At 47.7% G+C, this 24,639-nt stretch carries 20 protein-coding genes and 1 pseudogene; 9 read left to right on the forward strand and 12 right to left on the reverse strand.

Annotated elements, in window-relative coordinates:
• Positions 1 to 62: 62 nt before the first annotated feature.
• Complete coding sequence (gene ispH, locus BKE30_RS01390; RefSeq protein WP_076876868.1) at positions 63 to 1,016, reverse strand: 4-hydroxy-3-methylbut-2-enyl diphosphate reductase; 954 nt, start codon at positions 1,014 to 1,016, stop codon at positions 63 to 65.
• Positions 1,017 to 1,225: 209 nt separating this feature from the next.
• Between ispH and gmk the strand changes: the two genes are divergently transcribed.
• The 5 genes from gmk to BKE30_RS01415 all read left to right on the forward strand — a co-directional run bounded on the left by gmk (position 1,226) and on the right by BKE30_RS01415 (position 5,862).
• Positions 1,226 to 1,852, forward strand: a complete 627-nt coding sequence (gene gmk, locus BKE30_RS01395; RefSeq protein ID WP_076876869.1) for a guanylate kinase — start codon at positions 1,226 to 1,228, stop codon at positions 1,850 to 1,852.
• Positions 1,853 to 1,952: 100 nt separating this feature from the next.
• Entirely contained in the window at positions 1,953 to 4,034 is a 2,082-nt protein-coding gene (locus BKE30_RS01400; protein ID WP_076876870.1) for a M3 family metallopeptidase, read from the forward strand.
• Positions 4,035 to 4,055: 21 nt separating this feature from the next.
• A complete protein-coding gene (locus tag BKE30_RS01405; RefSeq protein ID WP_076876871.1) occupies positions 4,056 to 4,280 on the forward strand; it encodes a YheV family putative zinc ribbon protein in 225 nt (74 codons plus the stop codon).
• Between the two features lie 54 nt (positions 4,281 to 4,334).
• Positions 4,335 to 4,802, forward strand: coding sequence for a hypothetical protein (locus BKE30_RS01410; RefSeq protein ID WP_076876872.1), 468 nt, complete (start codon positions 4,335 to 4,337; stop codon positions 4,800 to 4,802).
• A 163-nt stretch (positions 4,803 to 4,965) separates the two neighbouring features.
• Complete coding sequence (locus BKE30_RS01415) at positions 4,966 to 5,862, forward strand: DMT family transporter (RefSeq protein WP_076876873.1); 897 nt, start codon at positions 4,966 to 4,968, stop codon at positions 5,860 to 5,862.
• A 117-nt stretch (positions 5,863 to 5,979) separates the two neighbouring features.
• On the opposite strand, the gene BKE30_RS01420 is transcribed toward BKE30_RS01415, so the two are convergent.
• The 6 genes and pseudogenes from BKE30_RS01420 to rpsO all read right to left on the reverse strand — a co-directional run bounded on the left by BKE30_RS01420 (position 5,980) and on the right by rpsO (position 15,761).
• On the reverse strand, positions 5,980 to 8,166 hold the full coding sequence (locus BKE30_RS01420) for a TRAP transporter large permease subunit (protein WP_076876874.1): 2,187 nt from the start codon (positions 8,164 to 8,166) through the stop codon (positions 5,980 to 5,982).
• A gap of 365 nt (positions 8,167 to 8,531) precedes the next feature.
• A complete protein-coding gene (locus BKE30_RS01425) occupies positions 8,532 to 10,748 on the reverse strand; it encodes a TRAP transporter large permease subunit (RefSeq protein ID WP_076876875.1) in 2,217 nt (738 codons plus the stop codon).
• A gap of 258 nt (positions 10,749 to 11,006) precedes the next feature.
• A complete protein-coding gene (gene rrtA / locus BKE30_RS01430) occupies positions 11,007 to 11,597 on the reverse strand; it encodes a rhombosortase (protein WP_076876876.1) in 591 nt (196 codons plus the stop codon).
• Positions 11,598 to 11,861: 264 nt separating this feature from the next.
• A pseudogene (locus tag BKE30_RS01435) lies at positions 11,862 to 12,989 on the reverse strand (hypothetical protein); the annotation flags it as partial.
• A 162-nt stretch (positions 12,990 to 13,151) separates the two neighbouring features.
• Positions 13,152 to 15,239, reverse strand: a complete 2,088-nt coding sequence (gene pnp, locus BKE30_RS01440) for a polyribonucleotide nucleotidyltransferase (protein ID WP_143253618.1) — start codon at positions 15,237 to 15,239, stop codon at positions 13,152 to 13,154.
• A gap of 252 nt (positions 15,240 to 15,491) precedes the next feature.
• Positions 15,492 to 15,761, reverse strand: a complete 270-nt coding sequence (gene rpsO, locus BKE30_RS01445) for a 30S ribosomal protein S15 (RefSeq protein WP_076876879.1) — start codon at positions 15,759 to 15,761, stop codon at positions 15,492 to 15,494.
• A 231-nt stretch (positions 15,762 to 15,992) separates the two neighbouring features.
• Between rpsO and BKE30_RS01450 the strand changes: the two genes are divergently transcribed.
• Positions 15,993 to 17,291 carry a serine hydrolase domain-containing protein gene (locus BKE30_RS01450; RefSeq protein ID WP_076876880.1) on the forward strand — a complete coding sequence of 433 codons (1,299 nt, stop codon included), beginning with the start codon at positions 15,993 to 15,995 and terminating at the stop codon, positions 17,289 to 17,291.
• 69 nt (positions 17,292 to 17,360) lie between these two features.
• Here the strand turns inward: BKE30_RS01450 and BKE30_RS01455 are convergent, their stop codons facing one another.
• The 5 genes from BKE30_RS01455 to leuC form a co-directional block, all read right to left on the reverse strand.
• Positions 17,361 to 17,897: a type 1 glutamine amidotransferase domain-containing protein gene (locus BKE30_RS01455; protein WP_076876881.1), complete on the reverse strand. Its 537-nt coding sequence runs from the start codon at positions 17,895 to 17,897 to the stop codon at positions 17,361 to 17,363.
• 212 nt (positions 17,898 to 18,109) lie between these two features.
• Positions 18,110 to 19,189, reverse strand: coding sequence for a 3-isopropylmalate dehydrogenase (gene leuB, locus BKE30_RS01460; protein WP_076876882.1), 1,080 nt, complete (start codon positions 19,187 to 19,189; stop codon positions 18,110 to 18,112).
• 86 nt (positions 19,190 to 19,275) lie between these two features.
• Entirely contained in the window at positions 19,276 to 19,920 is a 645-nt protein-coding gene (locus tag BKE30_RS01465) for a hypothetical protein (protein WP_143253615.1), read from the reverse strand.
• Between the two features lie 121 nt (positions 19,921 to 20,041).
• A complete protein-coding gene (gene leuD / locus BKE30_RS01470) occupies positions 20,042 to 20,692 on the reverse strand; it encodes a 3-isopropylmalate dehydratase small subunit (protein WP_076876883.1) in 651 nt (216 codons plus the stop codon).
• Positions 20,693 to 20,770: 78 nt separating this feature from the next.
• Positions 20,771 to 22,189, reverse strand: coding sequence for a 3-isopropylmalate dehydratase large subunit (leuC, locus tag BKE30_RS01475; RefSeq protein ID WP_076876884.1), 1,419 nt, complete (start codon positions 22,187 to 22,189; stop codon positions 20,771 to 20,773).
• A 302-nt stretch (positions 22,190 to 22,491) separates the two neighbouring features.
• Between leuC and BKE30_RS01480 the strand changes: the two genes are divergently transcribed.
• From BKE30_RS01480 to BKE30_RS01490, 3 genes are all read left to right on the forward strand, one after another.
• Positions 22,492 to 23,235: a hypothetical protein gene (locus BKE30_RS01480; RefSeq protein ID WP_076876885.1), complete on the forward strand. Its 744-nt coding sequence runs from the start codon at positions 22,492 to 22,494 to the stop codon at positions 23,233 to 23,235.
• Between the two features lie 142 nt (positions 23,236 to 23,377).
• Positions 23,378 to 23,596, forward strand: a complete 219-nt coding sequence (locus tag BKE30_RS01485; RefSeq protein WP_076876914.1) for a DUF2061 domain-containing protein — start codon at positions 23,378 to 23,380, stop codon at positions 23,594 to 23,596.
• Between the two features lie 168 nt (positions 23,597 to 23,764).
• Positions 23,765 to 24,628, forward strand: a complete 864-nt coding sequence (locus tag BKE30_RS01490) for a LysR family transcriptional regulator (RefSeq protein WP_076876886.1) — start codon at positions 23,765 to 23,767, stop codon at positions 24,626 to 24,628.
• Positions 24,629 to 24,639: the final 11 nt, after the last annotated feature.

Raw genomic sequence — 24,639 nt, forward strand, 5'->3', positions numbered from 1 at the left:
AAAAGCATGATGAGCTACAGTTTCTGGCTATTTTTATCTTTTATATTTTTAAAAATGTGAACTCAGTCAACTTGATGCGTAGCTATTCTTAGTTCACGGGGTAAGGTGAATACAATATTTTCCTCACGGCCTGCCAGCTCCTGAGGCAAGGTAGCACCCCAGGATTGCAGACGCTGGATGACCTGGCCAATCAATACTTCAGGTGCTGATGCGCCGGCCGTGACGCCAATTTTGCAGTCATTGAAAAACCATTCTGGATTGAGCTGGTCTGCATTATCAATCAGGTAAGCCTTCTTGCCCATGCGTTCTGCCAGTTCACGCAGGCGGTTGGAATTGGATGAGTTAGGGGAACCTACCACCAGCACCACATCGCAACGGCTGGCAAGATCACGGACTGCATCCTGACGGTTCTGAGTGGCATAGCAAATATCGTCTTTGCGAGGCCCTTGAATATTGGGAAAGCGCGCACGCAAGGCATCAATTACACGCGCGGTATCATCCAGCGACAATGTGGTCTGGGTCACAAAAGCAATGCGCTCAGGATCACGGACTTCAAGGCGAGCAACATCCTGTTCATCTTCAACTAGATAAATAGTGCCACCAGCACTTTTATCATATTGTCCCATGGTGCCTTCCACTTCAGGGTGGCCCTGATGTCCAATCAAAATGGCGTCGATACCGTCCCGGGCATAACGAGTGACCTCAATATGCACTTTGGTTACCAGCGGACAGGTCGCATCAAACACTTTCAGGCCACGGCGGCTGGCTTCTGCCTGGACTGCCTTGGACACACCATGCGCACTAAAAATCACAATAGCGTCATCGGGCACCTGATCCAGTTCCTCAACAAAAACTGCACCCCGGTTGCGTAGATCATCGACCACAAACTTGTTATGCACGACTTCATGGCGTACATAAATTGGTGGCTCGAACAGTTCCAGTGCACGGTTAACAATGGCAATGGCACGATCAACGCCAGCGCAAAAACCACGGGGATTGGCTAATAAAATGTCCATGTTGTACCTTCGCTGGTGCACTATACAAATTCTAGATAAGGCTGATTGGCCAGACTACCAGTTTAAGCCATATTGCCAGTGACTGACTATTTTTGCCAAAAAATAATGGCCTGACCAAAGCTTTAACCCCTACCGTTTTGGCCACACTATATTGGCAGGCAGATTTTCGCTAAACTAGCGCTTATTGCTCATCATACAGGAAAGCGCTTATGTCTGGTTTATTGTTTGTGGTTGCTGCGGCATCAGGCACGGGCAAAACATCTTTGGTCAAGGCGTTACTGGATCGGGTGAGTGATATTCATGTGTCGGTTTCCCATACCACACGCAGGCAGCGCCCCGGCGAGCTTAATGGTATTCACTATCATTTTACCACGGTAGACAGTTTTTTAGGTCTGGTGAATGAGGGAGGGTTTATTGAGTATGCCGAGGTTTTTGGCAACTACTATGGCACCAGTCAGGCAGAAGTGAAAAAACAGCTGGAAGCCGGACATGATGTGTTGCTGGAAATTGACTGGCAAGGCGCTGAGCAGGTTCGTCGCCTGTTTCCGGACAGCAAGCAGATTTTTATTATGCCACCCTCACAGTACGACCTGCGTGAACGCTTATCTGCCCGGGCGCAAGATAGCCTTGAGGTCATTGAGCAACGTCTGGCAGGTGCCATTACCGACATGCAGCAATACTTAAATTTTGATTATCTGGTGATTAATGATGTATTTGACCGGGCGCTGCATGATATTGAAAGCATTATTCACTCTTGCCGCCTGACCGTCAGCCAGCAAGCCAAGCGCCACCAAAGACTGATTGAAGCATTGCTGACGCCAAATCCTGAGCTTTAAAGTCAGGCTGGCCGCCGAATAGTTTAACAATTGGCGCTTGTATAATGGGGAAATTGCCCTTACATCTAGTCTATGTTTTTGCACAACAAGATGATTGATGATGACTACTGCCGTATCAAGCCTGCCTTTGGCGACCATTGATTTACCCGATTTTAACCAGTTGGGTGTAGATGAGTTAAAACAGAACGTCCATAGTGCGCTTCAGCAGGCGCAACAACAAATTGAGCAGTTTCCTGAGCAACTGCACGATGCCCAGCAAGCCCTAGAACTGATTTTTGAGCTGGATCATGTTGAAAACCAGTTGCAGCAGCGATGGGGCGTGTTATCCCATTTAAATGCAGTTAAAAACAGTGCTGAAATCCGTCAGGTGTATCAGGATATTTTGCCGGTTTTAAGTGATTACTATACGCAGCTTGGCCAGCACAAGGGCCTGTATCAGGCTTATCAAATGGTACAGGCATCCCCGGCTTTTACCGGTTTAAATCCTGCACAGCAAGCTGCCATTAATCTGGCCATCCGTGATTTCAAGCTGACTGGTGTGGCCCTTGAAGGCGAAGCCAAAGCCCGTTATGGCAAAATTTCAGCACGCCTGTCTGAACTGTCTTCTACCTTTTCCAATCATGTGCTGGATGCGACCCAAGCCTGGAGCATGCCGCTGGATGACGCCCAGTTACAAGGTTTGCCTGAAAGTAGCATTGGCCTGCTAAAACAGCTGGCCGAACAGCATAAGCAAACCGGGGCACTGGCAACACTGGATTTTCCAGCTTATCTGGCCATCATGACTTATGCTGATGACCGCAATTTACGGGAAACGTTTTACCGGGCCTATGTCACACGTGCCTCAGAGCTAGGCGATCCCCAGTTTGACAATAGTGAACTGATGCAGGAAATCCTGCAATTGCGGCAGGAAATGGCTGAGTTGCTGGGTTTTAAAGACTATGCCGAATATTCACTGGCCAGCAAAATGGCACCCTCAGTGGATGAAGTTAAGCAGTTTTTGCTGGATCTGGCCGATAAAGCCCGTGTGCCCGCGCAAAAGGAACTCGCACAGCTGCAACAGGAAGCCAGTGCACATGGTATTGAGCAGGTGGCTCCCTGGGATACCGCTTATCTGGCTGAAAAAATCAAGCTGCGTGAATACAAGCTATCACAGGAAGAGCTCAAGCCGTACTTCCCTGCACCTGTGGTCATTTCAGGTTTGTTTAAAATTGTTGAGCGCCTGTATGGCATTCAGATTGAGGAAAAGCAGGCACCTATCTGGAATTCCAATGTGCACTATTATGAAGTCAGTGAATATGGTGAAGTCATTGCCGGTTTCTATTTTGACCTGTTTGCCCGCAGTGGCAAGCGTGGTGGCGCATGGATGAGTGGCTTTCGCTCACGCATGAAAATCCGTAATGCTATCCAGCTTCCCATTGCCTTTATGGTGGGAAATTTTACCCCGCCGGTTGGCAACAGGCCGGCGCTGCTCACCCATGATGAGTTGGTAACCTTGTTTCATGAATTCGGTCATGGCATGCACCACCTGCTGACCGAAGCTGATGTAATTCATGTGGCGGGCACGCATGGCGTGGCATGGGATGCAGTTGAACTGCCCAGCCAGTTTATGGAATTCTGGACGTGGGATGAAGAAGCGTTAAGCCTGATTAGCCGCCATTTTGAACGTGAAGAAACCCTGCCCAGTGAGCTCTTAAATGCCTTGCTGGCAGCACGTTATTTCCAGACAGGCCTGCAAACCTTAAGGCAGGTAGAATTTGCCCTGTTTGACCTGAATATTCATAGCACAGTGCCTGCACCGGATACCTTACAGATTCAGCAGATCTTAAATGAAGTGCGCCAGCAGGTGGCCATTTTGCCTACGGTTGCCTATAACCGTTTCCAGCACAGCTTTAGCCATATTTTTGCCGGTGGTTATGCCGCTGGTTACTATTCCTACAAATGGGCAGAAGTGCTGGCCAGTGATGCCTTTGACCGGTTTGAACAGGAAGGTTTGTTTAATGCTGAAACAGGCAAGGCCTTCCGCGATGCAGTGCTTGCTGTTGGTGGCAGTGTGGATGCCCTCACTGCCTTTAAAAACTTCCGTGGCCGTGAGCCCCAACTGGATGCATTATTGCGGCATAATGGCTGGAGCAATGGGCCTGATGGTAGCCCTGCATCCGATTCTGTTTCTACCGCTGGATAAGCTTTTTTATTGAGAACCTGCATGACACCCAAAAAACGTTTTATCGCTGGTGCAAAATGTACAAAATGCAATGCGCTGGATCGTGTGGTACTGCTGACCACAGCCGACGATGAATGGATTGAATGTGTGGAATGTGGCGCCAGCGAGCGTCGCCCTACCCATATTGACCAGCTGGAAAATACAGTTACAAATTCACCATCAAAAGCTGATGAAGTGGGTGTAGTGCAGTTTAAGCCGCTTAGATAGACTCAAATTATTAAATATTCAAGCGATTAGAGAACAGAACATTGGAGAACAAACATGCAAGATCCAGAACAAACGCCTAAAAGTAAACGTTGGATGATTATGCTGGGCGTTGTCATTTTACTGTTTATTCTGTATTACATTGCGTCTTATGCCATTGGGTTTAGAAGCACGGACAATGATGACACACCGCCACCGTCGTCTTCCATTAATCAGGATACCCAAAAATCAACTGATAATGTTGACCGTAATAATGAGGCCCCGTTAGCGCCTTCTAATGATACCAGCAGTAACCAGCAGCCTGTGGGCAATTCCATTGTGGATACTAACCTGCTGACTGCACCTGTGCCTCAGGATGCAACCGTAGCACGTGAAGAAATTAGCCGCTTGCAGGATCAACAGGCGCAGCTTACTGAACGCAAGACGCTACAGCAGCAGCAACTCAAGGATTCAGACAAGCTGATAGAAATGAAAGAAAAGTATCTGGCAGACCTAGAGGCGCAACTGGATAAAACATCGGCTTAACGTTTAAACCTGCTTTAAATTTTTACTGATCCTGTCTGACACAGCATGGCAAAACCGTGCTTAGCGTCTGGCAGGATTTTTATTTTTTCACTTAATTTATGCATTAAACCCTAAGGGCTTTAGTCTTATACTGCTGCACCCATGCAGGCTACAGGTATTTGTTTTGTCCTCCTCTTCCGTTTCTGTTTCCCCTGCGCTATCACGTTCAGTTCTCACAGGCTTGCTGTTGTTATCGGTGTCTGCGTTTTTGTTTGCCAGCATGGGTGTGCTGATCCGGCTGGCATCACATACGGTTGATAATCCCACTATTGTATTTTTTCGGAATGCCACCGGCCTGCTGGTACTTACACCATTTTTGCTGGCATGGCCTCAGTATTCGCTCAAAACCCAACGTTTATGGATGCATGGCTGGCGGGCCATTGTCGGGCTGGTTGCCATGTATGGGTTCTTTTATGCCATTGCCCACTTAAAACTTAGTAATGCCATGGTGTTTACCTACTCCTCCCCTGTATTTATTCCACTGGTGGCCTGGCTATTCTTGAAAGAAAAAATCACGCCCATGATGGCCATTGCTGCCAGTTTGGGGCTGGTTGGGGTTGTACTGGTAGCCAAGCCTGACACTGGCATGTTTAATCTGTTGTCCGGTATTGGACTGGTGTCCAGTTTTCTGGCAGCCATGGCGTTTGTGACAGTACGTGCCCTTACCGACACTGAACCTGCCACCCGCATTGTGTTTTATTTTTGCCTGTTTGGTACGCTGCTCTCTGCTATTCCCATGTTCTGGTTATGGCGCGCCTATACTGGTCATGAACTCATGCTGCTATGTGGTGCTGGCATACTGGCCACGCTTAGCCAGATCTGCCTGTCCAAAGCTTACAGTTATGCACCCGCCGGACAAATTGGCCCAGCCAATTATTTGGCCATTATTTTTGCTGGTATCTGGGCTGCCGGCTTATGGCATGAATATCCCGATGGCTTAAGCATTATGGGCATGACCATTATTTTGCTGGCACTAATTTTATGCATGCCACGTTTTTCCCGCCTGATACGCCTGCCTTAAATCCGGCAGAATGACTCATGTGGCTTAAGGATTTAAAAAATCAAAATAGTAAATACCAATAAGAACAGACCATAAAAAACGGCACCTTAAAGATGCCGTTTTTTGTTGCAATACCGGTTAGTACCAGCCAAACAGCTTAAAGAAGTAAGGAATATAAGCCACGATCAGTAATGCAGGGAACATGACGATAATCGGCAAGATCCAGCGTTCATACCGATAGTAGAAGTTTTTATCCTTCACTTCATCATCTGCTTCTGCCATTTCCTTTTCTCCCACCACCATTCGCGTGAGTAACTGGTTAAGTGCCACTGGCGGTAATAGATAAGCAAGCTCAAAGGAGATCAGTACAATCATCCAGAAATGCACCGGATCAATGCCATTGGCATAAGCTACGGGCGCTACCGTTGCAGAGACCAGAATAATGGCACCGAATGGATCCATGAACATCCCGACCAGTACCAGAATGCATAGTAAACCAGTAATGGCAAACAGGATGCTGCCCAGATCGGTTGGAATCAAGCTCATGATTTCCATGCGCTCAAACAGACCACCAACACTTACCGTCAGACCCATCAGCATAATTAAAGCGCCAATGTGCCCTGTAGTTTCATTGGTTGCACTGCGGACCGCACCCTCAAAGCCTGTACGACGCTCAACACCCTGTAGCTCTTGTTCCCGCAGATAAGGAGAGTGATATTGCTCATCCATGCTGCCAGCGGATGCAGCAGCAACAGGTTTTTGCTCACGGCGAATTTTGTCAAACAGCACAATCGCCAGCAAGATAATTGGCATGATTACCGGGGCTGTAAATTCATTCAGTTGCGTATTGAGTAAATAGCTGTAGCCCCAGATGACCAGACCACCAATGACCACATAGGGAGAAACTGGCACCAAGGCCCGTAATGAATTCGGGATGGCAACCGAGGGCGGCGCAATCCTGAACTTATTGGGTGCCAAAAATAGCGAAATGATCAGGAACAGGGTTGAGGTTAGCAGGAAGACATACACACCGTAGTGATACAGCATGTCAGTCGTTACCTGACGGTTAAGCGAAGCAATGACTACAATCAGCAGGCAGGGCTTTAAAACCACACCCAGCGTACCCGACATTGCGGTCGCAGCCAGCGCATACTGGCGGCGCGCACCTGAATTCCAGACTTCCTTATAAATGATGGCACCCGCTGCAATAACGAAAATACCCGATGCACCGGTATACGCCGTGGGCAAAGCAGCCGCCAGAAGGATCAACCAGGTCAAGGTTTCCGGAGAAAAATTCCAGGGACGCAAAATATCCAGAAACAGGTCAACTACCCGGGTTTGCTTTAATAGCATGCCAGCCCAGATAAATAGCGCCAAACTCAGGAATAAATTGGAATACTCAACCAGATTCCCTAAATAAATTGCCTGACCAACCGCATAATCCAGGAAGAAAGTAAACGTGATACCGGTAGAAATCGCCATGTAAGCATATAGCGGGATTGACAGTAACGCCAAGCCGAAACTACCACCCTCACGCGTTGGCGCAGGGGTTTTGAAAAACTGGTACACACTCATCAGCGTGAGGAAACCAAACAGGAATATCCAGAGATATGTAATCAGGATTGCCGAAGTTTCAGTGACTGCAATGCCCGATCTCTGTTGTGAAAAATAGTAGCTGACCGCTGAGATAAAGAGTAGCAGGTTACCCAGAACCATGGCTGCGCTTTGAACTTTATAATCCAGTCTGGTTGCTGCCGGACGCAGTGACACATGATGATAGCCATGTGTTGCCGTAATGGCAGCAATGGTAAACAGCAATACCAGAATCAATGACCGATTTTCTGTTCCAAAACGAAATACTGCAAAGAAAGCAGTTTCAAAAGTACGATATGCCTTGACGCTGGGATGCGCCTCAATGTACTTGTGCGTACTTTCATAAAACTGATATTTTTCCTCGCAGACCGACTGGGCTGCCAGTATTGACTGGCGTACCGACTCTGGATCCTGTGGGCCAAACAAATCGGCAAAGGGATCATCGCTGGCAGAACCGGCAGCCATTTTTTGCTGAACCAGTGCGTCAATGTTGGGATTACGGTCACATTTGGGTGCTACCGGATCTGCCCGTAAGAATGAATACTGAACCCCAGTCTGTGGACTACCATATAATGTCTCACCCAGCCGCAGTAACTGGCCATGGATCATTTCTCCTGTGCCGATAATCAGGGTAAGCAGGAGCAAAAGAAACACAGGAAGACTCGATAGCCATTCTACCCAGGTACGCCTGAATAAGCCGCGACCTGGCTTATTTGAATTAACATCTTGCATAGGGAGTCTGCCCTTATTTTGTTAATAAAATTAAGAGAGTTGGTGCTCTCATCCTCACGGCGTAGTCACGATATTTTTTTGTCCTTTTGTATGACAGAAAATCGTTCCTGATGCACATTTTGACTGTATAATGCATCATTTTTGTCATATTCGCCTATGACATTAGGAACATTTTTTAAAATTATTTTGATCAATTTATTTAGAACCATTAAAAATATTAATCTAAATCAATCAATTTTTAATTTATTTTTCTTCAATAAAAACGCTTAAACTCGACATTAGCCCGATTTTTGCAGTAGGCCCCAATTAAAAAACGGCATCTTCAAGATGCCGTTTCTAACCTTATTATCCAGATGCCCGGTGGCTTAATACCAGTTAAACATCTTGAAAATATAAGGTGCGAAGGTGACCACCATTAGCGCTGGGAACAGCACCATGATTGGCAGCAACCAGCGCTCATAGCGATAGTAGAAGTGCGTGTATTTGGCTTTGGCTTCAGCATCTGCCGCCATGACCTCCTCATCCCCTACCGACAGCCTCGTGAGCAAGTGGTTAAGCGCCACAGGTGGTGTGACATAGCCCAGCTCAAAGGCCACCAGACAGATCATCCAGAAATGGATCGCATTGATGCCATTGGCGTATGCTACCGGTGCAATAGAAGCCGCAACCAGAATGACAGCACCAAATGGATCGGTAGTCATACCAATGCCAGCCAGCAACAGGGCAATAAACAGCAGGGAAATGTAGATGTTATTCAGGTGCGTTGGCAGCAGGTGAACAATCTCGGTTTTTTCAACCAGACCACCCACACTGGCAGACAGTGCCATCAGAATAATCAGTGCGCCAATATGCCCAACCGTTTCCGAAGTTGCAAAACGAATAGCCGCTTCAAAACCCATCCGGCGGTTTTTGCCTTGTGGATCATTCGTACGCAGATAAGGTGAGGTATCTGCATGCTCATGAACCATTTTTTCATGATCATCAGCAGTTTGACCAAAAGCCATTGCCGACGAGTTGGGTTCACGGCGCATTTTATCGAACAGTACGATTGCCAATAAAATTAGCGGTAAAATCATGGGCGCAGTAAACTCGTTCATTTCGGTATTCAGGATATACCGGTAGAACAGCACCACAGCAGCAGTAATCAGCACATAAGGAATGACAGGGCTTAAAGCACGCACCATTCCCGGAATTGCCACCTTGGGAGAATTGACCCGAAACTTTGACTCGGCAATAAACAGGGAAACCACCAGGAAAAATATCGAAATAAACCAGAACACATAAATGCCATGGTCAAACAGCTCATCGGAGGTAACATGTTTACTGTCAAGCATGGCTATCAGCACGACCAGCAAACAGGGGCGGATTACCATCCCCAAAGTGCCGGACATGGCAGAAACGGCCAGCGCATACTGGCGGCGCGCACCTGAATTCCAGACTTCCTTATAGATCAGCGCACCAGCAGCAACCACGAAAATACCCGATGCACCAGTATAGGCGGTAGGAATGGATGCCCCGATCAGGATAAGCCAGGTCAACGTTTCAGGTGAGAAATTCCATGGCCGCAGGATATTGAGGAACAAATCCATAACCCGGGTCTGGGTCAGTAGCATACCTACCCAGATGAACAGGCCTAGCGCCAGGAAAATAGCCACATAATCGGTCAGAAAGCCCAGATAAATGGCCTGCCCTACCGAGTAATCCATAAAGAAAATAAACGCAATACCGGTAATAATCGCCATCCAGGCATACAACGGCACCGCCATTAACGCTAAACCAATGCTACCCCCTTCCTGTTTAGGGGTTTGCGTTTTAACCAGTCTGAACAGGCTGATTAAAGTGGTCGCTATAAACAGAATCGCCCACAGGTAATTGATAATCAGTGCATTAGGATCAACGGCAATACCGGAATGGGACAGCGAATAGATATAACTAATCACTGAGTAAGACAGAAAGCCATTGCCCACCACCATGGCAGCATCATGCACCCAGTAATCCATGCGGGTTACAGCAGGACGCAAGCCAATATGATGCCGGCTTAGCGTGGCGGTTAGCGCAGCAATGGCCACCATAATGACCAGAAACAGGTTACGGTTTTCAGTACCAAAGTGGAAAATGGCAAAAAAGCCGGTTTCAATGCTACGGAACAGTTTTACGCCCGGATGCGCATCAATGTATTTATGGGTATTTTCATAAAACTGATATTTTTCTTCACAAACTGCCTGTGCAGCCAGTAAAGACTGACGAACCTGCTCTGGGTCTTTAGGCCCAAACAGGTCAGCAAAGGGATCATCGCTGGCAGAACCGGCGGCCATCTGCTGCTGAACCAGCGCTTCAATGTTAGGGTTACGGTCACATTTGGGTGCTACGGGATCTGCCCGTAAGAATGAGTATTGAACTCCTGTGGCCGGGTCTCCATATAAATGTTCGCCCACACGCAGCAACTGGCCATGAATCATCTCGCCAGTGCCAATAATCAGCGTTAATACCAATATGAGAAAAACCGGAAGGGTTGAAAACCATTCCGACCATGTACGATTTAAAAAGCCAGAATTGGCTCCTGGCGTAGGATGGGATTGCATAGGCATTCTGCCTTTTTTGTACGATAAATCTTACGAGAGTTAGGTCTCTCACCGTTATGGCAAAATCAGATGCTTTTTTGTCCTTTTGTACGACAGAAAATCGTTCCTGATGCGCATTTTGGCTGTATGATGCACCATTTAAGTCATCCCCGACTATGACATTACAAACATTTTTTTAAATAAATCTGATCAATTTGATCGGAATACAATAATAAAAGCCAAGCCCATCACATTTTTTTCTGGTGAGTTAGATTTCAGTTAAAGTTTACTTAAATTACTTTTGTATTTTAGGTAATAAATCATTGCCTTACAAAAGGCAAAAATAATGCCTGTGACCACGCCTATCTGGTGTGATTCGATCAGCACTGGGGCCTGAATCAGTTGGGCCGTTTCACTGTAGCCCATCCATTTTTCCAGACTAATTTTTATGGCAATGCAGCCAAGCACCAAGAAGGCAAACTTTCGTTCCTGTTTGATCTTGAGGCTTTCAAAAGCCACCAGTACAAACATGCCATGTAATATGCCAGACAGCCCGGCATAGGCCTGTACATTGGGCAATAGCCAGTACAATCCAGCACTGAGTAAAAGCGGTAAAACCAGCAAACTCAACAGTAACGTAGCTCGGCTAAGATGTGGAAATATGAAAGGTAAACATAAAAAAGCCAGCATATTCAGTGCGTAGTGCCGCCAGCCCACATGAACCCAGTGTGCTGTCCACCAGCGCCACGGCTCACCCCACATAAGCTCCCGCTGATAAATAAAGCTATTCATGCCCAGTTGCAGCAAGCCGCACACAAAGGCAACAGCCAGAATAGTGTGTATCAGGGGTGAAACTGGATGGGTCTGCATGATAAAACTGCTGCTCCTTGCATAAAAAAACCGCCCCTAAATATCAAATAGAGGCGGTTTTTCTAAATTACATCTATAAATTACATCTTAGTTAGCTGCTGCTTCAGCACTATCTGTATCCTCGATCATATCGGCATCGTTGCCAGTATCAGGAACAGTATTACTGGCGGGCATTCCCTCATCAGTGACAGGGGCAGCGGTCTCTGTACTGCTATCGGTTGATGGCGCAGTGGCATTGGCCGGTGCCGTTTCTTCCGGGGCAGCATCAGTGGCAGTATCGGCAGCAGGTGCTGCTTCAGGAGCAACAGTCTCTGTACTGTTAGCGGCTGGCGCAGTGCCTGTATCTACCGAATCATCCAGCAGGTTATCCAGTGACAGGCCAGAGTCATCCACAGCACTTTCATCCCAGAACCGGTTATAGCCATCTTCTGGGGTACGCATGCCGGTATTTTCAGTCCAGTAACGGTCTGATGCATTCTGAATCATCTGGCGTGCAATCGCGTCAACCAGACGATAGTTTTCATTTACCGGTTTGCCTTCCTCAATGGAATGGCCATAGGTGCGCAATGCATCACGCAGTTTGTCTTTATCACCTGTGGCCTGTGCAGCAATAACATACAGGGCTTGCGGCAGGCGAACACCACCACGCTCACCAATAGCAGAAGATTCTTTCATCACCTGCCATGGATCAGGCTTGCCGTCACCAGCACCAGGAAGCAGTGTCCAGATCGCTGCACGAATGGCATTTGGTGCACCCCAGAACTGTTCATTATTGACGCAGCTCATGCCACGTTCAACAATGGCAGCAATATCTTTAGGCACGTTTACCGTACCACCAGCATTAATATCGTTGGTGACGGCCTGTAAACCACTTACCATGCCCATCAGATAAACGGTCTTGTCCAGATCAGACTTCATACTCGGGCACTGGTCACCCAGCTTGATTTTATATTTGGCTTCGTAGTGTTCGGCAAATAACAAGTAGGCGGCATACTGTCGACGCGCCGCGGTTTCAGCCCAGCGCTTTTGCTCAATACGTGCATCCTTGGCTTCTTCAATCTGGTTGGCCTTGGCAGCACGCATGTAACGCAATTCAGCATTGAGTGCATTATTTTCCGCACACACCCCGGCGGATGTATACAGTAATACCCCGATCTTGGCCGGGTCAGCACCCATGGCCTTGGTCGACATGATCAGTGGCGTAGTGGCATTGCCGCTGGCGCAGGCCATATCGGCGTCATCCATGGCAATAATGGGTGGAACAATGTGTCTTTCTGCAAAGCCGAGGGCAATATTGGCCCCGCCTTTAATGATCTGAGAGCAACCTGAGAGTAAAAAAGCAGCGGTTGCAGCTGTCACCATGCCTTGGCGAATTCTACGGGCGGTAGACATTTATGCGGTCCTCAATCTTGTTTTTGTCCTAATAACCCGCAAAAGATAGCACGAAGATTAATCAAGGTACAATTATATTGTTGAGTGACCGACCAATAAAAAAGCCCGCCTAAGCGGACTTTTCTCAGCAATTCTCAACAGGCAAGGTCATATGACCTGTTGTTATGCCTGTGGAATGTCTTTCATGGACAGCTTGATGCGGCCACGCTGGTCAACATCCTGTACCTGTACCTGAACTTTCTGGCCTTCGGTCAGTACGTCAGCCACATTGGCAATGCGCTCATTGGAAATTTGAGAAATATGCAGCAGGCCATCAGTGCCCGGCAGAATATTCACAAATGCACCAAATTCAACAATGCGTACCACAGTACCAGTATAAATGGTGCCCGGCTCCACTTCAGCAGTCAGTGCCTGAATTTTGGCAATGGCAGCGGCAGTGGCTGCTTTGCTTTCACCAAACACACGCACGGTTCCATTGTCTTCGATATCAACAGAAGCACCGGTTTCTTCGGTCAGGGCACGAATGGTCGCACCACCTTTACCAATCACGTCACGAATCTTGTCCGGATTAATCTGGATGACTGCATAAGTTGGTGCATGCATGTTGATTTCTGGACGGGCACGGTTTAGTACCTGATTCATGGCATTCAGGATATGAATACGTCCGGAATAGGCCTGATTCAGCGCCACTTCCATGATTTCTTCAGTGATACCTTCAATCTTGATGTCCATTTGCAGGGCGGTAATGCCATTGGCAGAACCAGCTACCTTAAAGTCCATGTCGCCCAAGTGATCTTCATCACCCAGAATATCGGACAGTACGGCAAAGCGCTCGCCTTCCTTAACCAGACCCATGGCAATACCAGCCACTGGTGCTTTTAAGGGAACACCGGCATCCATCAGTGCAAGGCTGGCACCACATACCGAGGCCATAGAAGAAGAACCATTGGATTCGGTAATGTCAGACACAATACGCAGAACATACGGGAAGCGGTCAGCCGGTGGCAATACCGCCTGCACACCACGACGGGCCAGACGGCCATGACCAATTTCACGGCGCTTCGGGCCAGACTCGCGGCCAGTTTCACCTACAGAATACGCTGGGAAGTTATAATGCAGCATGAAGTTATCGGTTTTGGTGCCGGCCAGTGTATCCACCATCAGGGCATCACGGGTGTTACCCAGCGTTGCAGTCACCAGTGCCTGAGTTTCACCACGGGTAAACAGCGCAGAACCATGGGTACGCGGCAGCACACCAACCTGTACATCCAGCGCGCGAACAGTTTTGGTATCACGGCCATCAATACGTGGCTTGCCAGACAAAATGTTGTCACGCACGGTACGGTATTTTAAGTCTTCAAACAGGTTGGCGACTTCATCGCTTAAACCAGCGTCAGAACCTTCTGGTGCAAACTCAGCCAGTGCGGCTTCCTTAATGGCATCCAGTGCAGCATAGCGTTCCTGCTTAACCGTTAAGGTATAGGCTTCAGAAACCTGCGCTTCAAAACGGGCTTTTAGCTTGTCTTGCAGTTCAGTGTTAACCGCTGGCGCCGTCCAGTTACTTGGCTGGGCACCCACTTGCGCTGCAAAATCCTTAATGGCAGCAACTGCAACCTGCATTTCATCATGGCCAAACAGGACGGCACCCAGCATCTGGTCTTCAGACAGCTCTTTGGCTTCTGATTCCACCATCAGGACGGCTTTGTCCGTACCGGCAACCACCAGATCCAGATCACCTTCCTGAAGCTGGGCAATTGTCGGGTTTAAAATGTATTCACCATTGATGAAGCCAACACGGGCTGCACCAATCGGGCCTTTAAACGGAGTACCGGCAATCGCCAGCGCCGCAGACGTACCCAGCATGGCAGCAATATCGGCATGCATGGTTTTGTCAGAAGACACCACCGATGCAGTGACCTGAATTTCGTTGTAGTAACCTTCCGGGAACAATGGACGGATTGGACGGTCAATCAGGCGCGAAATCAGGGTTTCTGCTTCTGACGCACGGCCTTCACGCTTGCCATAGCCACCAGGAATACGGCCAGCCGCATATTGTTTTTCCTGATAGTTCACGGTCAGCGGGAAGAAATCCTGACCGGCTTTGGCGGTTGGCTGGGCAACAACAGCAACCAGCACGCTAACGCCACCCATGGTCACAAATACGGTATTGGCCTGACGGGCAATGCGGCCGGTTTCCAGTACCACGGTATGCTGGCCATATTGGAATTCTTTACGAACAATATTAAACATCGACATCTATAATTTTTCCTTAATCAATTTTTGGTGGCGCAAGGCCCCTAACGACTGTTATCTATAATAATTTTTTATTTATCGTTTGAATAACAGGCGTTAGAAGCCGCTTTACGCCGTACAGTGAACATACAAAGAAGGAGCGAATAATCGCCCCTTCCCCAATTCTAATGAAGTCTGTTCATTAGATACGACCAGTTGCCCATAACCATTAAATAATAGCGGTTTGAACAGTTGATCATCTGGCTCGTCTTAACGACGTAGACCCAGTGCACCAATCAGAGATTGATAACGCTCGCTGTCTTTGCCTTTTAAGTAGTCCAGCAGTTTACGACGCTGGTTTACTTTGCGGATCAGGCCACGACGGCTGTGATGGTCGTGCTTGTGCGCTTTGAAGTGACCTTGCAAATCATTGATTTGTGCAGTCAGCAGTGCAACCTGAACTTCCGGTGAACCCGTGTCATTTTCTGCACGAGCAAATTTTGCGATGATATCAGCGCGGTCTGTGTTGTCTAAAGCCATGAGGACTCTCCGAGATGCTTCAATAAAAGATGCGAAAATTTCATGAAAGGCGTTTTGCTTGCGCAATGGCCATCAATGAATGCCGTGCATCACTACAGCAGTCGCATATTTTAAAGTAAATGCAGCATGATTGCAAAATTGTTTTCAGATTGCTGTCATTTTGGACACTGACTTTTTGTTCCATGGCAGGCACACTCAAAGCCAATATTGCCAACAAGCGATGAATTGAACGTGAAATTACTGTCTACCAATACCTGCCATGTTCCCAAGAATTTATCGGCCATCACCCGCCAGCAGGATGAACAACCCGCTGAAGCAGGCGGCATGAGTAACCAGCAGGTCAATAAAATCTGGCGCAGTATTGAGTCACTGTATAAAACCGGCAACTATCCGCTGGTGACATTTTGCCTGCGCCGTCAGGGGCAAGTTATCCTGAACCGCTCGCTGGGCCATGTACATGGTAACTCTGCCGAAGGGATAGCAATTGACGCCAGGGTTGCCAACCCCGGCACGCCGGTGTGCCTGTTTTCTGCTTCCAAAATTGTGACTGCCATGCTGGTTCACCTGCTGGATGAACAGGGTGCCATTAACCTGCTGGACCCGGTGAGTTATTACATTCCTGAATATGGGGTGAATGGCAAGCGCCGTGCCACCATTTTTCATTTGTTGGCGCATCGTGGCGGTATTCCCAAAATTGAAGGCGATGTGACGCCAGAGCTGCTGTTTAACCGTGACGCCATCATGCAGCGACTGTACAAGGCTGCACCCGTATCGGCGGCTGGCTCACGGCTGGCCTATCATGCGGTGACAGCGGGCTACATTCTGGGTGAAATTATTGAACGGGTGACCGGACAGGACTTGCGGACTTTTCTGCATGAGCAAATTGAACAGCCGATGGGGATGGAATACTTCAACTATGGCTTAAAACCGGAAATGCGCGATCAGGTGGCCATGAACTACGCCACTGGCCTGCATCCGGGCCTTGGCACCGATAAATACTTGAATCATGTGCTGGGCGGCGGCTTGCAACTGGCGGTAGACGTGACCAATGACCCGCGCTTTATGGAAACCATTTGTCCGGCTGGCAATATTTACACCAGTGCCGAACAGGCAGGCCGTTTCTTTGAAATGCTATTGAGTGGCGGTAGCTATAACGGCAAACAGATTTTATCGCCGCGCACGGTATTCAGGGCCACCCTGCCCACATCCGGCACCAGCTTGGACCGCACCTTGCTGGCACCCATGCGCTATGCACTTGGCCCAATGCTGGGCAGTAATCCGGTTGGCCTGTTTGGCCCCATGACCGGACAGGCATTCGGCCATATTGGGTTTTCCAACATTTTCTGCTGGGCTGACCCGGCGCGTGACATTAGTGTGTCATTGCTGACTTCCGGCAAATCTGTGGTGGGTACTCACCTGCCAAACCTTGGCAACGTGCTGTACCAGATTTCCAGCCAGTGCCCTGCTATTCCGCGTGAACAGCGCCGCTCGCTATTTGGCAGTGACAGCAGCGAAACCGATCAGGTTTAACTGCCAAGCTGTTTAAGTCAAAGGTTTTAAATGACAAGCAACGCTTCAGGTGGCTGCAAAATACTTGCGCTACTTGGAGTCATGCTTGATAAAAAACTCATCAATCGCCTGAGCAAAAGCAGGAATATCATCCGGCTTGCGGCTGGTAATAATATCGCCATCACGCACGACTGGTTCATCCTGATAGTTGGCCCCGGCATTGGTCAGGTCATCTTTCAAGCTGTCATAGGCGGTAATGTCCTTGCCCGCGACCACACCACTGGAAATCAGCAGCCATGGCGCATGACAGATAGCCGCCACCAAGCGGTCTGCATTTAAAAATTCCTTAACCAGTTTTTGGGCCATGGGATTTACCCGTAGCTTATCGGCATTGACTGTGCCGCCCGGTAGTACCAGTGCATCATAATCCTCACACTTGGCATCTTTAAGCAATAAGTCAGCCTGAAACTCATCCTTTTTATTTACATCACTTTCCATGCCCTGTACGGTCTGGTCTTCCGCAGTAATCAGCACGGTGCTATGACCATGATCTTCCAGAATTTCCCGGGTTTCAGTCAGTTCGACCTGTTCAAAATGGTTATGCACCAGAAATGCAATTTTTGCCATGATGTTCTCCGTTGCGAGGTTCGCTGATTTTGAATTTGTTCTTACCCTAGCAAGCCCGTATAAAAAATGACATGTGGCTTTATTTTTAAAATGTATTTTTAGGTAAAGCAAACCCTGTTCAGCTGCCCGGCATTCAAAAAATGCCGAGCTTAAAACCCAGGCATAAAAAAAGCTGACGTTTCCATCAGCTTTTTTCAAAACCCTAATAACTATTAGGCCAGCGCTTTTACCACGGCTTCGCCCATAGCTTGAGTGCCGACCTGCGTCATGCCCTCTGACATGATGTCGCCGGTACGAAGGTCCTGATCCAGTACCTTACCCACAGCGTCTTCAATGGCTTTGGCAGCGGTTTCTTCACGGAAAGTATAGCGCAGCATCATGGCCACCGATAAAATGGTGGCTAACGGATTGGCAATCCCCTTGCCTGCAATATCCGGTGCCGACCCATGACATGGCTCATACATGCCCTTGCCACTTTCATCCAGACTGGCAGACGGCAGCATACCAATGGAACCCGTGAGCATGGCTGCTTCATCGGACAGGATATCGCCAAACAGGTTGCCGGTAACAATCACATCAAACTGCTTGGGCGCACGCACCAGTTGCATGGCAGCGTTGTCTACATACATGTGTGATAACTGGATATTCGGATATTCGCTGGCCGCAAGGTCAGTGACGGTTTGCTTCCACAGTTCAGTCACTTCCAGCACGTTGGCCTTGTCTACCGAACAGACCTTACCACCACGCAAGCCAGCCAGCTCAAAGGCCACCTTGGCAATGCGCTTGATTTCAGATTCTGAGTAAACATCAGTGTTGTAACCCTGCTTTTCGCCATTTTCCAGCGTGCGGATACCCCGTGGCTGGCCAAAATAAATGCCACCCGTCAGTTCCCGCACAATCAGGATATCCAGACCCGCCACAATTTCAGGCTTAAGGCTTGAAGCATCGGCCAGTTGCGGATACAAAATGGCAGGACGCAAATTGGCAAACAAATTCAGTTCACTACGGATTTTGAGCAAGCCGCGTTCTGGACGAATCGAGCGCTCAATGGTGTCCCACTTTGGCCCACCAACGGCACCCAGCAGTACGGCATCGGCTTTTCTGGCGGCATCCAGCGTAACATCCGGTAGCGGTACGCCATGGGCATCAATGGCACAGCCACCCAGCAGCCCATGTTCCCAGCTTAAGCCCAGATTGAACTTTTCATTCACTACATTCAGCACATGCTCTGCTGCTGACATGATTTCCGGGCCAATTCCATCACCCGCCAAAATTAAAATCTGTTTTGACATTATCTTATTCCACTCATCAATCTGTTCGGGGTAAATCTATGTGAAATACTGCCCTGTTAAAAATATTGATCTATGCAAATACTGAACTATTTAGCTGCAATCCGCTGCTCTAAAAATTCGCCCAGTCCCGTGGCCGGATCAAACGGGCGACAGAAACGGCGCAGCACTTTGTCATTTTCCAGCAGGTCAACACACAGCGGGTCTGGCGTGGCTGCACTAAGCAGGCTGGCTGACGCATCCGTATTACGCTGCCGAAACATGTTTAGCCGGTAAGTCCGGTCTGCACGGAAGTCATGAATCAGGGCAAAGTTTTCCGCACGATCAGGAGTGACCGGATAAAAACGCACCTTAACCTCATTATGGCCGGGACGCATGGTAATAAAGTACCGGGCGCCTTGTGGACTGCTCAGGCTGTTGTCTTCAAAGCGTACAACGGATGCGTGAATAGCTTCTTCCGTGGGCTGCCGCGTGACCTCATGAATCACCACAATGTTATTAAGTTTGGCAAATTCACAGCCACCAATCCCACCGGAACAATGCAAGCCAACCAGCCCTTTGGGCGGCGGGCTTTCCAGTGCCTCAACCATGGCAGCAGAAAGACGTGGCTGTTGGGCCATGCCTGACATTTTTGATGATTTCGGCAATATCTGGCATCCCGCCAAACCTGCGCACAACAGCCCGACTGCAAAACCTGTTAAACCCGCTTTGTACATGGCAACCAAGTGCTCCATCAATGGGTGTACCCCGATGTACCCGAACTAAAATAGTGTCTGGTGAATACTTAAAAATGAAAGTATAAACCGGCCAACTATACCTCAGATTGCCTTATCGCGCACTTCCAATCTGCTGACCTTAAGGTCGTAAACTATTAAAAACCCAGGGACGCGATTGCTTTGCTTTGGCCTCAAACTCTGAAATAACCGCACCATCCTGCAAGGTCAGGCCAATGTCATCCAGCCCATTGATCAGGCAATGCTTGCGGAACTCATCAATGCTAAAGGCAAATTCCTGGCCGCTTGGTGTTTTTACCAGTTGGTTCGGCAAATCGACTGTCAACTGATAGCCTTCCTGTGCCTGACACTCATTAAATAACTGGTCAACGATTTCTTCGGGCAAAATGACTGGCAACATGCCATTTTTAAAGCAGTTATTAAAGAAAATATCAGCAAAGCTGGGCGCAATCACGGTTCTAAAGCCATATTCTTCCAGTGCCCATGGCGCATGTTCACGGCTGGAACCACAACCAAAATTGGTACGTGCCAACAGAACGCTCGCACCCTGATAACGGGGCTGATTCAGCACAAAATCAGGGTTTTTGGGCCGTTTATCATTGTCCAGCCCCAGATAGCCTTCGTCCAGATAGCGCAATTCATCAAACAGGTTGGCACCAAAGCCAGTGCGCTTGATGGACTTTAAAAACTGTTTGGGAATGATCAGGTCGGTGTCGACATTGGCACGATCCAGCGGCGCAACCAAACCTTGTTCAATGGTATAGGGTTTCATGTTTGCTTCCTAAAAAATCACAAGAATTTTAAATCCCCTTAAACAAGGAGATTTAGGGTTTTTAGAAATAAAAGATCATCAGAAATGACGCACATCAACAAAATGACCTGCCAGTGCTGCTGCCGCTGCCATGGCTGGACTCACCAGATGCGTGCGTCCGCCATTGCCCTGACGCCCCTCAAAGTTACGGTTTGAAGTAGAAGCACAGTGTTCACCCGGTTGCAGTTTGTCGGCATTCATGGCCAGACACATCGAGCAGCCCGGCTCACGCCATTGAAAGCCTGCTTCGACAAAGACCTTGTCCAGCCCTTCGGCTTCAGCTTGCTGTTTCACCAGACCAGAACCCGGCACCACCATGGCCTGTTTAATGCTTGAGGCTACTTTACGACCCTTGATGACTTCAGCCGCAGCGCGCAAGTCTTCAATGCGTGAATTGGTGCAGGAACCAATAAATACCCGGTCCAGCGGAATCTCACTTAAGGCCTGACCAGCGGTTAAACCCATATACTGATAAGCACGGGTCCAGTCATTGCGCTGCACGTCATCCTTGGCTTGTGCAAGGGTAGGTACTGGCTGGGTTACCGGAATCACCATTTCAGGTGAAGTGCCCCACGACACTTGAGGCTCAATGCTGGCGCCGTCAATTTCAACCACGGCATCAAACACTGCATCGTTATCAGAATGCAGGGTGTTCCAGTAAGCAACCGCCTGATCCCACTGCTCGGCCTTGGGCGAATATGGCTTGTCTTTCACATAGGCAATGGTTTTGTCATCCACCGCCACCATCCCTACGCGTGCACCGGCTTCAATGGCCATGTTGCACACGGTCATGCGGCCTTCCATCGACATATCGCGGAACACCTGACCGCCAAACTCAATGGCATAACCAGTGCCACCCGCCGTACCAATTTTGGCAATAATGGCCAGCACCACGTCTTTTGGGGTAACGCCAGCGCCAAGCACGCCATCCACACGAATGAGCATGTTTTTGGATTTTTTCTGGATCAAACACTGGGTAGCCAGTACATGCTCCACCTCAGAGGTGCCAATGCCATGCGCCAGACAACCAAATGCGCCGTGGGTAGCAGTATGTGAATCGCCACACACTACGGTCATGCCAGGTAAGGTTAAGCCCTGTTCCGGCCCAACCACATGCACAATGCCCTGACGGATGTCATTAATATCAAACTCAACAATATCAAACGCCTTGCAGTTTTCATCTAGGGTTTTTACCTGAATGCGCGAGGTATCATCCTTGATGCCAGCAATGCCTTCTTCACGCTCTGCCTTGTCAGTCGGCACGTTGTGGTCTGGGGTAGCAATATTGGCATCCAGACGCCATGGCTTGCGGCCAGCCAGTTGCAGGCCTTCAAATGCCTGTGGGCTGGTTACTTCATGCAGTAACTGGCGATCAATGTAAATCAGGCACGAACCATCGTCGCGCTGCTTGACCAAATGGTCGTCCCATAATTTGTCGTAAAGTGTTTTACCGGCCATATTATTTGCCTCGCCAATGCTGGGTAAGAATTGCTATAGGCTTATTATAAGGTGTTTTTTAAATAACACTAATTTATCATTTTTATCATTTAACAAACTTTTTAGAATGTGTTTAGGATGTTTAGAGTTAAGTTTTACTTCTAAAGTGTTAGTCTATAAAGAATTAAGCTCATTACATCAAAATTTTGCTAAGCTTCTATGATCCGCAATCCAAATATTTGCTTTAAAATGTTTATAGCTTGAGCGTATCGAAAGCAAAAGCATGCTTTCTCAAAGAATCTATTATATTGAGAATAACTAAAATGATTAACCTATATTTACTTCACGGTATAGTGTCAGAACTGGAAACTAAACGCGATTATATTCCTTGGGGTAGACACGGAAGAGGGTATGATGCTCAGAATTTTTACTGCCGACTTGGCAAATATCCAATTTATGGAATTTTTACAACTCTTCAATTCAAAAATGGGGATACAATTAAAGTTATTTATAAGTACAGTTTTTTAAAGCAAAGAATTGTGCTTGCAATATTAAATCTAGAAAATGGAATGTTACATCTGCATCCAGCTATGGGATTGACCAAGATGCAAACTTTGATTGAAATATTCCAATTAGGTATAATGGTAGTTTTGTTTTTATGCCTATTTTTCAGTTTTTTTATTATTTTTTTACCTGCTGCTTTTACTTCAGTTGTTCATTGGGAAGACTTAAAAACCCTCGTTACGATTTCTATTATAGTTTTTTCACCAATTGTTGCACTGGTCTGTTTAATCACCTACTTTATGACTATAAGTTATGCAAAACAAACATGCGCTATTTTTAAAATGCTCAATTTTCCCAACTATAAGACTTTAGTACTTTATAAATTTGTTTGCTTAGATGGCTGGAGATTAAGTTTTTTTTCAAATCCTGCTGTTTATAAGGAAAGAAAAAAGATTTATTACGGTGTTTATGATTGTTATAAAATTTTCCACAATCATCCTCTATACTTAAATCAAAATTTTAATAAAAAACAGTACAGGAATGAATTTATTAAATATGATTAAATTCATTTTTTTATCATAACTGATCACTTTAGAAATCAATCATCGTCTCAACCAATCAACCTCATAAATAATTACGGTTTTACCAATTAACACCTTAACGCTAAGCTGTGTTTATTCCCGGTATTCAATGGAAAAACAGGCAATGGCACATATTCAAAGCTTCATGGTAGAACACCAGCGCACCTTAAAAAAGACCTTAAGCTATTACATTCTGCATATTACCGTGGCTGCACTAGTCGCTTATACGGTTACTGGCAATCTGATTATGGCCTTAACCTTAAGCCTGCTGGAACCTACTGTACAGGCCTTTGCCTTTTTCTTTCATGAGCGCGCATGGGATAAAACAACCGACGTAAATTAAGCTTTTTTTGGTTTGAGTATTCAGTCCCTATTTGTCACTGATAGTTCAAGCTAGTCCTCTAAAGACGGGTTTAGTCTGAACCATTTTTTTATACCGATTTGGCTTGGTTTAAAATGATCCAAAAATAAACTATGATTTTTTGACTAAACAATACCGGAAATCACCTAAGTGAACCTATCCAACTTTGATGCGTTTCTGGCGGTGATGCAAACTGGCTCGGTATCCTTAGCCGCCGAGAAGCTGTTTCTCACTCAGCCTGCCATTACCAAACGCCTGAAAAGTCTGGAAGAAGAACTGAATGTACGCCTGTTTGAGCCTGCCGGACGGGGCATCCAGCCCACGCAAGCTGCGCATGAACTGCTGCCACGGGTCAAGCACTGGTTGCTGGAATATGAGGACATCAAGCATGCCCTAAGCCATGCACAAAACCGGATTGGCGGCATTTTGCGCATTGGCACCAGCCACCATATTGGCCTGCATCATTTGCCATCCATTTTAAAGCAATACGTGCAGCAGTATCCCGAAGTGCAACTGGATGTGCATTTTGTCGACTCTGAACAGGCACATCAGGCGGTACTAAGTGGCGAGCTGGAACTGGCGTTTTTAACCCTGCCCCCGCAGTTTGATGCCCGGCTGAATTACCAGCCATTATGGCAGGATGCTCTTCAATTTGTGGTGGCTCCATTTCATGCGCTGAGCCAGCAGCACAACCTGAAACTGGAAGATTTGGTTAATTTTCCCTGCCTGCTACCGGCAGCACATACCTATACCAGTCAAATTACTTTACAGGCTTTTGAACAGCATGGTTTAAAGCCACATGCCAACATGAGCACCAATCCGCTGGAATCCATTCGCATGCTGGTGTCGATTGGCCTCGGCTGGTCGGTGTTGCCCAGTACCCTGATTAACCATGAGCTGGTGGCACTGGATTTGCCACTGGCCTTAAGTCGTGAACTGGGTATGGTAACGCATCCGGCCCGAACCCAGTCACGGGCGGCAGCAGCACTAATAGCCCTTTGCTCAACCAATTAAAGGCATGCATG

It is taken from the genome of Alkanindiges hydrocarboniclasticus (assembly GCF_001982605.1).
Lineage (GTDB): Bacteria > Pseudomonadota > Gammaproteobacteria > Pseudomonadales > Moraxellaceae > Alkanindiges > Alkanindiges hydrocarboniclasticus.

Excerpts from the sequence above, each read along its gene's own strand:
- ispH (WP_076876868.1), bottom strand. The coding sequence starts at position 1,016 with ATGGACATTTTATTAGCCAATCCCCGTGGTTTTTGCGCTGGCGTTGAT.
- gmk (WP_076876869.1), top strand. The coding sequence starts at position 1,226 with ATGTCTGGTTTATTGTTTGTGGTTGCTGCGGCATCAGGCACGGGCAAA.
- BKE30_RS01400 (WP_076876870.1), top strand. The coding sequence starts at position 1,953 with ATGACTACTGCCGTATCAAGCCTGCCTTTGGCGACCATTGATTTACCC.
- BKE30_RS01405 (WP_076876871.1), top strand. The coding sequence starts at position 4,056 with ATGACACCCAAAAAACGTTTTATCGCTGGTGCAAAATGTACAAAATGC.
- BKE30_RS01410 (WP_076876872.1), top strand. The coding sequence starts at position 4,335 with ATGCAAGATCCAGAACAAACGCCTAAAAGTAAACGTTGGATGATTATG.
- BKE30_RS01420 (WP_076876874.1), bottom strand. The coding sequence starts at position 8,166 with ATGCAAGATGTTAATTCAAATAAGCCAGGTCGCGGCTTATTCAGGCGT.
- BKE30_RS01425 (WP_076876875.1), bottom strand. The coding sequence starts at position 10,748 with ATGCAATCCCATCCTACGCCAGGAGCCAATTCTGGCTTTTTAAATCGT.
- rrtA (WP_076876876.1), bottom strand. The coding sequence starts at position 11,597 with ATGCAGACCCATCCAGTTTCACCCCTGATACACACTATTCTGGCTGTT.
- pnp (WP_143253618.1), bottom strand. The coding sequence starts at position 15,239 with ATGTTTAATATTGTTCGTAAAGAATTCCAATATGGCCAGCATACCGTG.
- rpsO (WP_076876879.1), bottom strand. The coding sequence starts at position 15,761 with ATGGCTTTAGACAACACAGACCGCGCTGATATCATCGCAAAATTTGCT.
- BKE30_RS01455 (WP_076876881.1), bottom strand. The coding sequence starts at position 17,897 with ATGGCAAAAATTGCATTTCTGGTGCATAACCATTTTGAACAGGTCGAA.
- leuB (WP_076876882.1), bottom strand. The coding sequence starts at position 19,189 with ATGTCAAAACAGATTTTAATTTTGGCGGGTGATGGAATTGGCCCGGAA.
- BKE30_RS01465 (WP_143253615.1), bottom strand. The coding sequence starts at position 19,920 with ATGGAGCACTTGGTTGCCATGTACAAAGCGGGTTTAACAGGTTTTGCA.
- leuD (WP_076876883.1), bottom strand. The coding sequence starts at position 20,692 with ATGAAACCCTATACCATTGAACAAGGTTTGGTTGCGCCGCTGGATCGT.
- leuC (WP_076876884.1), bottom strand. The coding sequence starts at position 22,189 with ATGGCCGGTAAAACACTTTACGACAAATTATGGGACGACCATTTGGTC.
- BKE30_RS01480 (WP_076876885.1), top strand. The coding sequence starts at position 22,492 with ATGATTAACCTATATTTACTTCACGGTATAGTGTCAGAACTGGAAACT.
- BKE30_RS01485 (WP_076876914.1), top strand. The coding sequence starts at position 23,378 with ATGGCACATATTCAAAGCTTCATGGTAGAACACCAGCGCACCTTAAAA.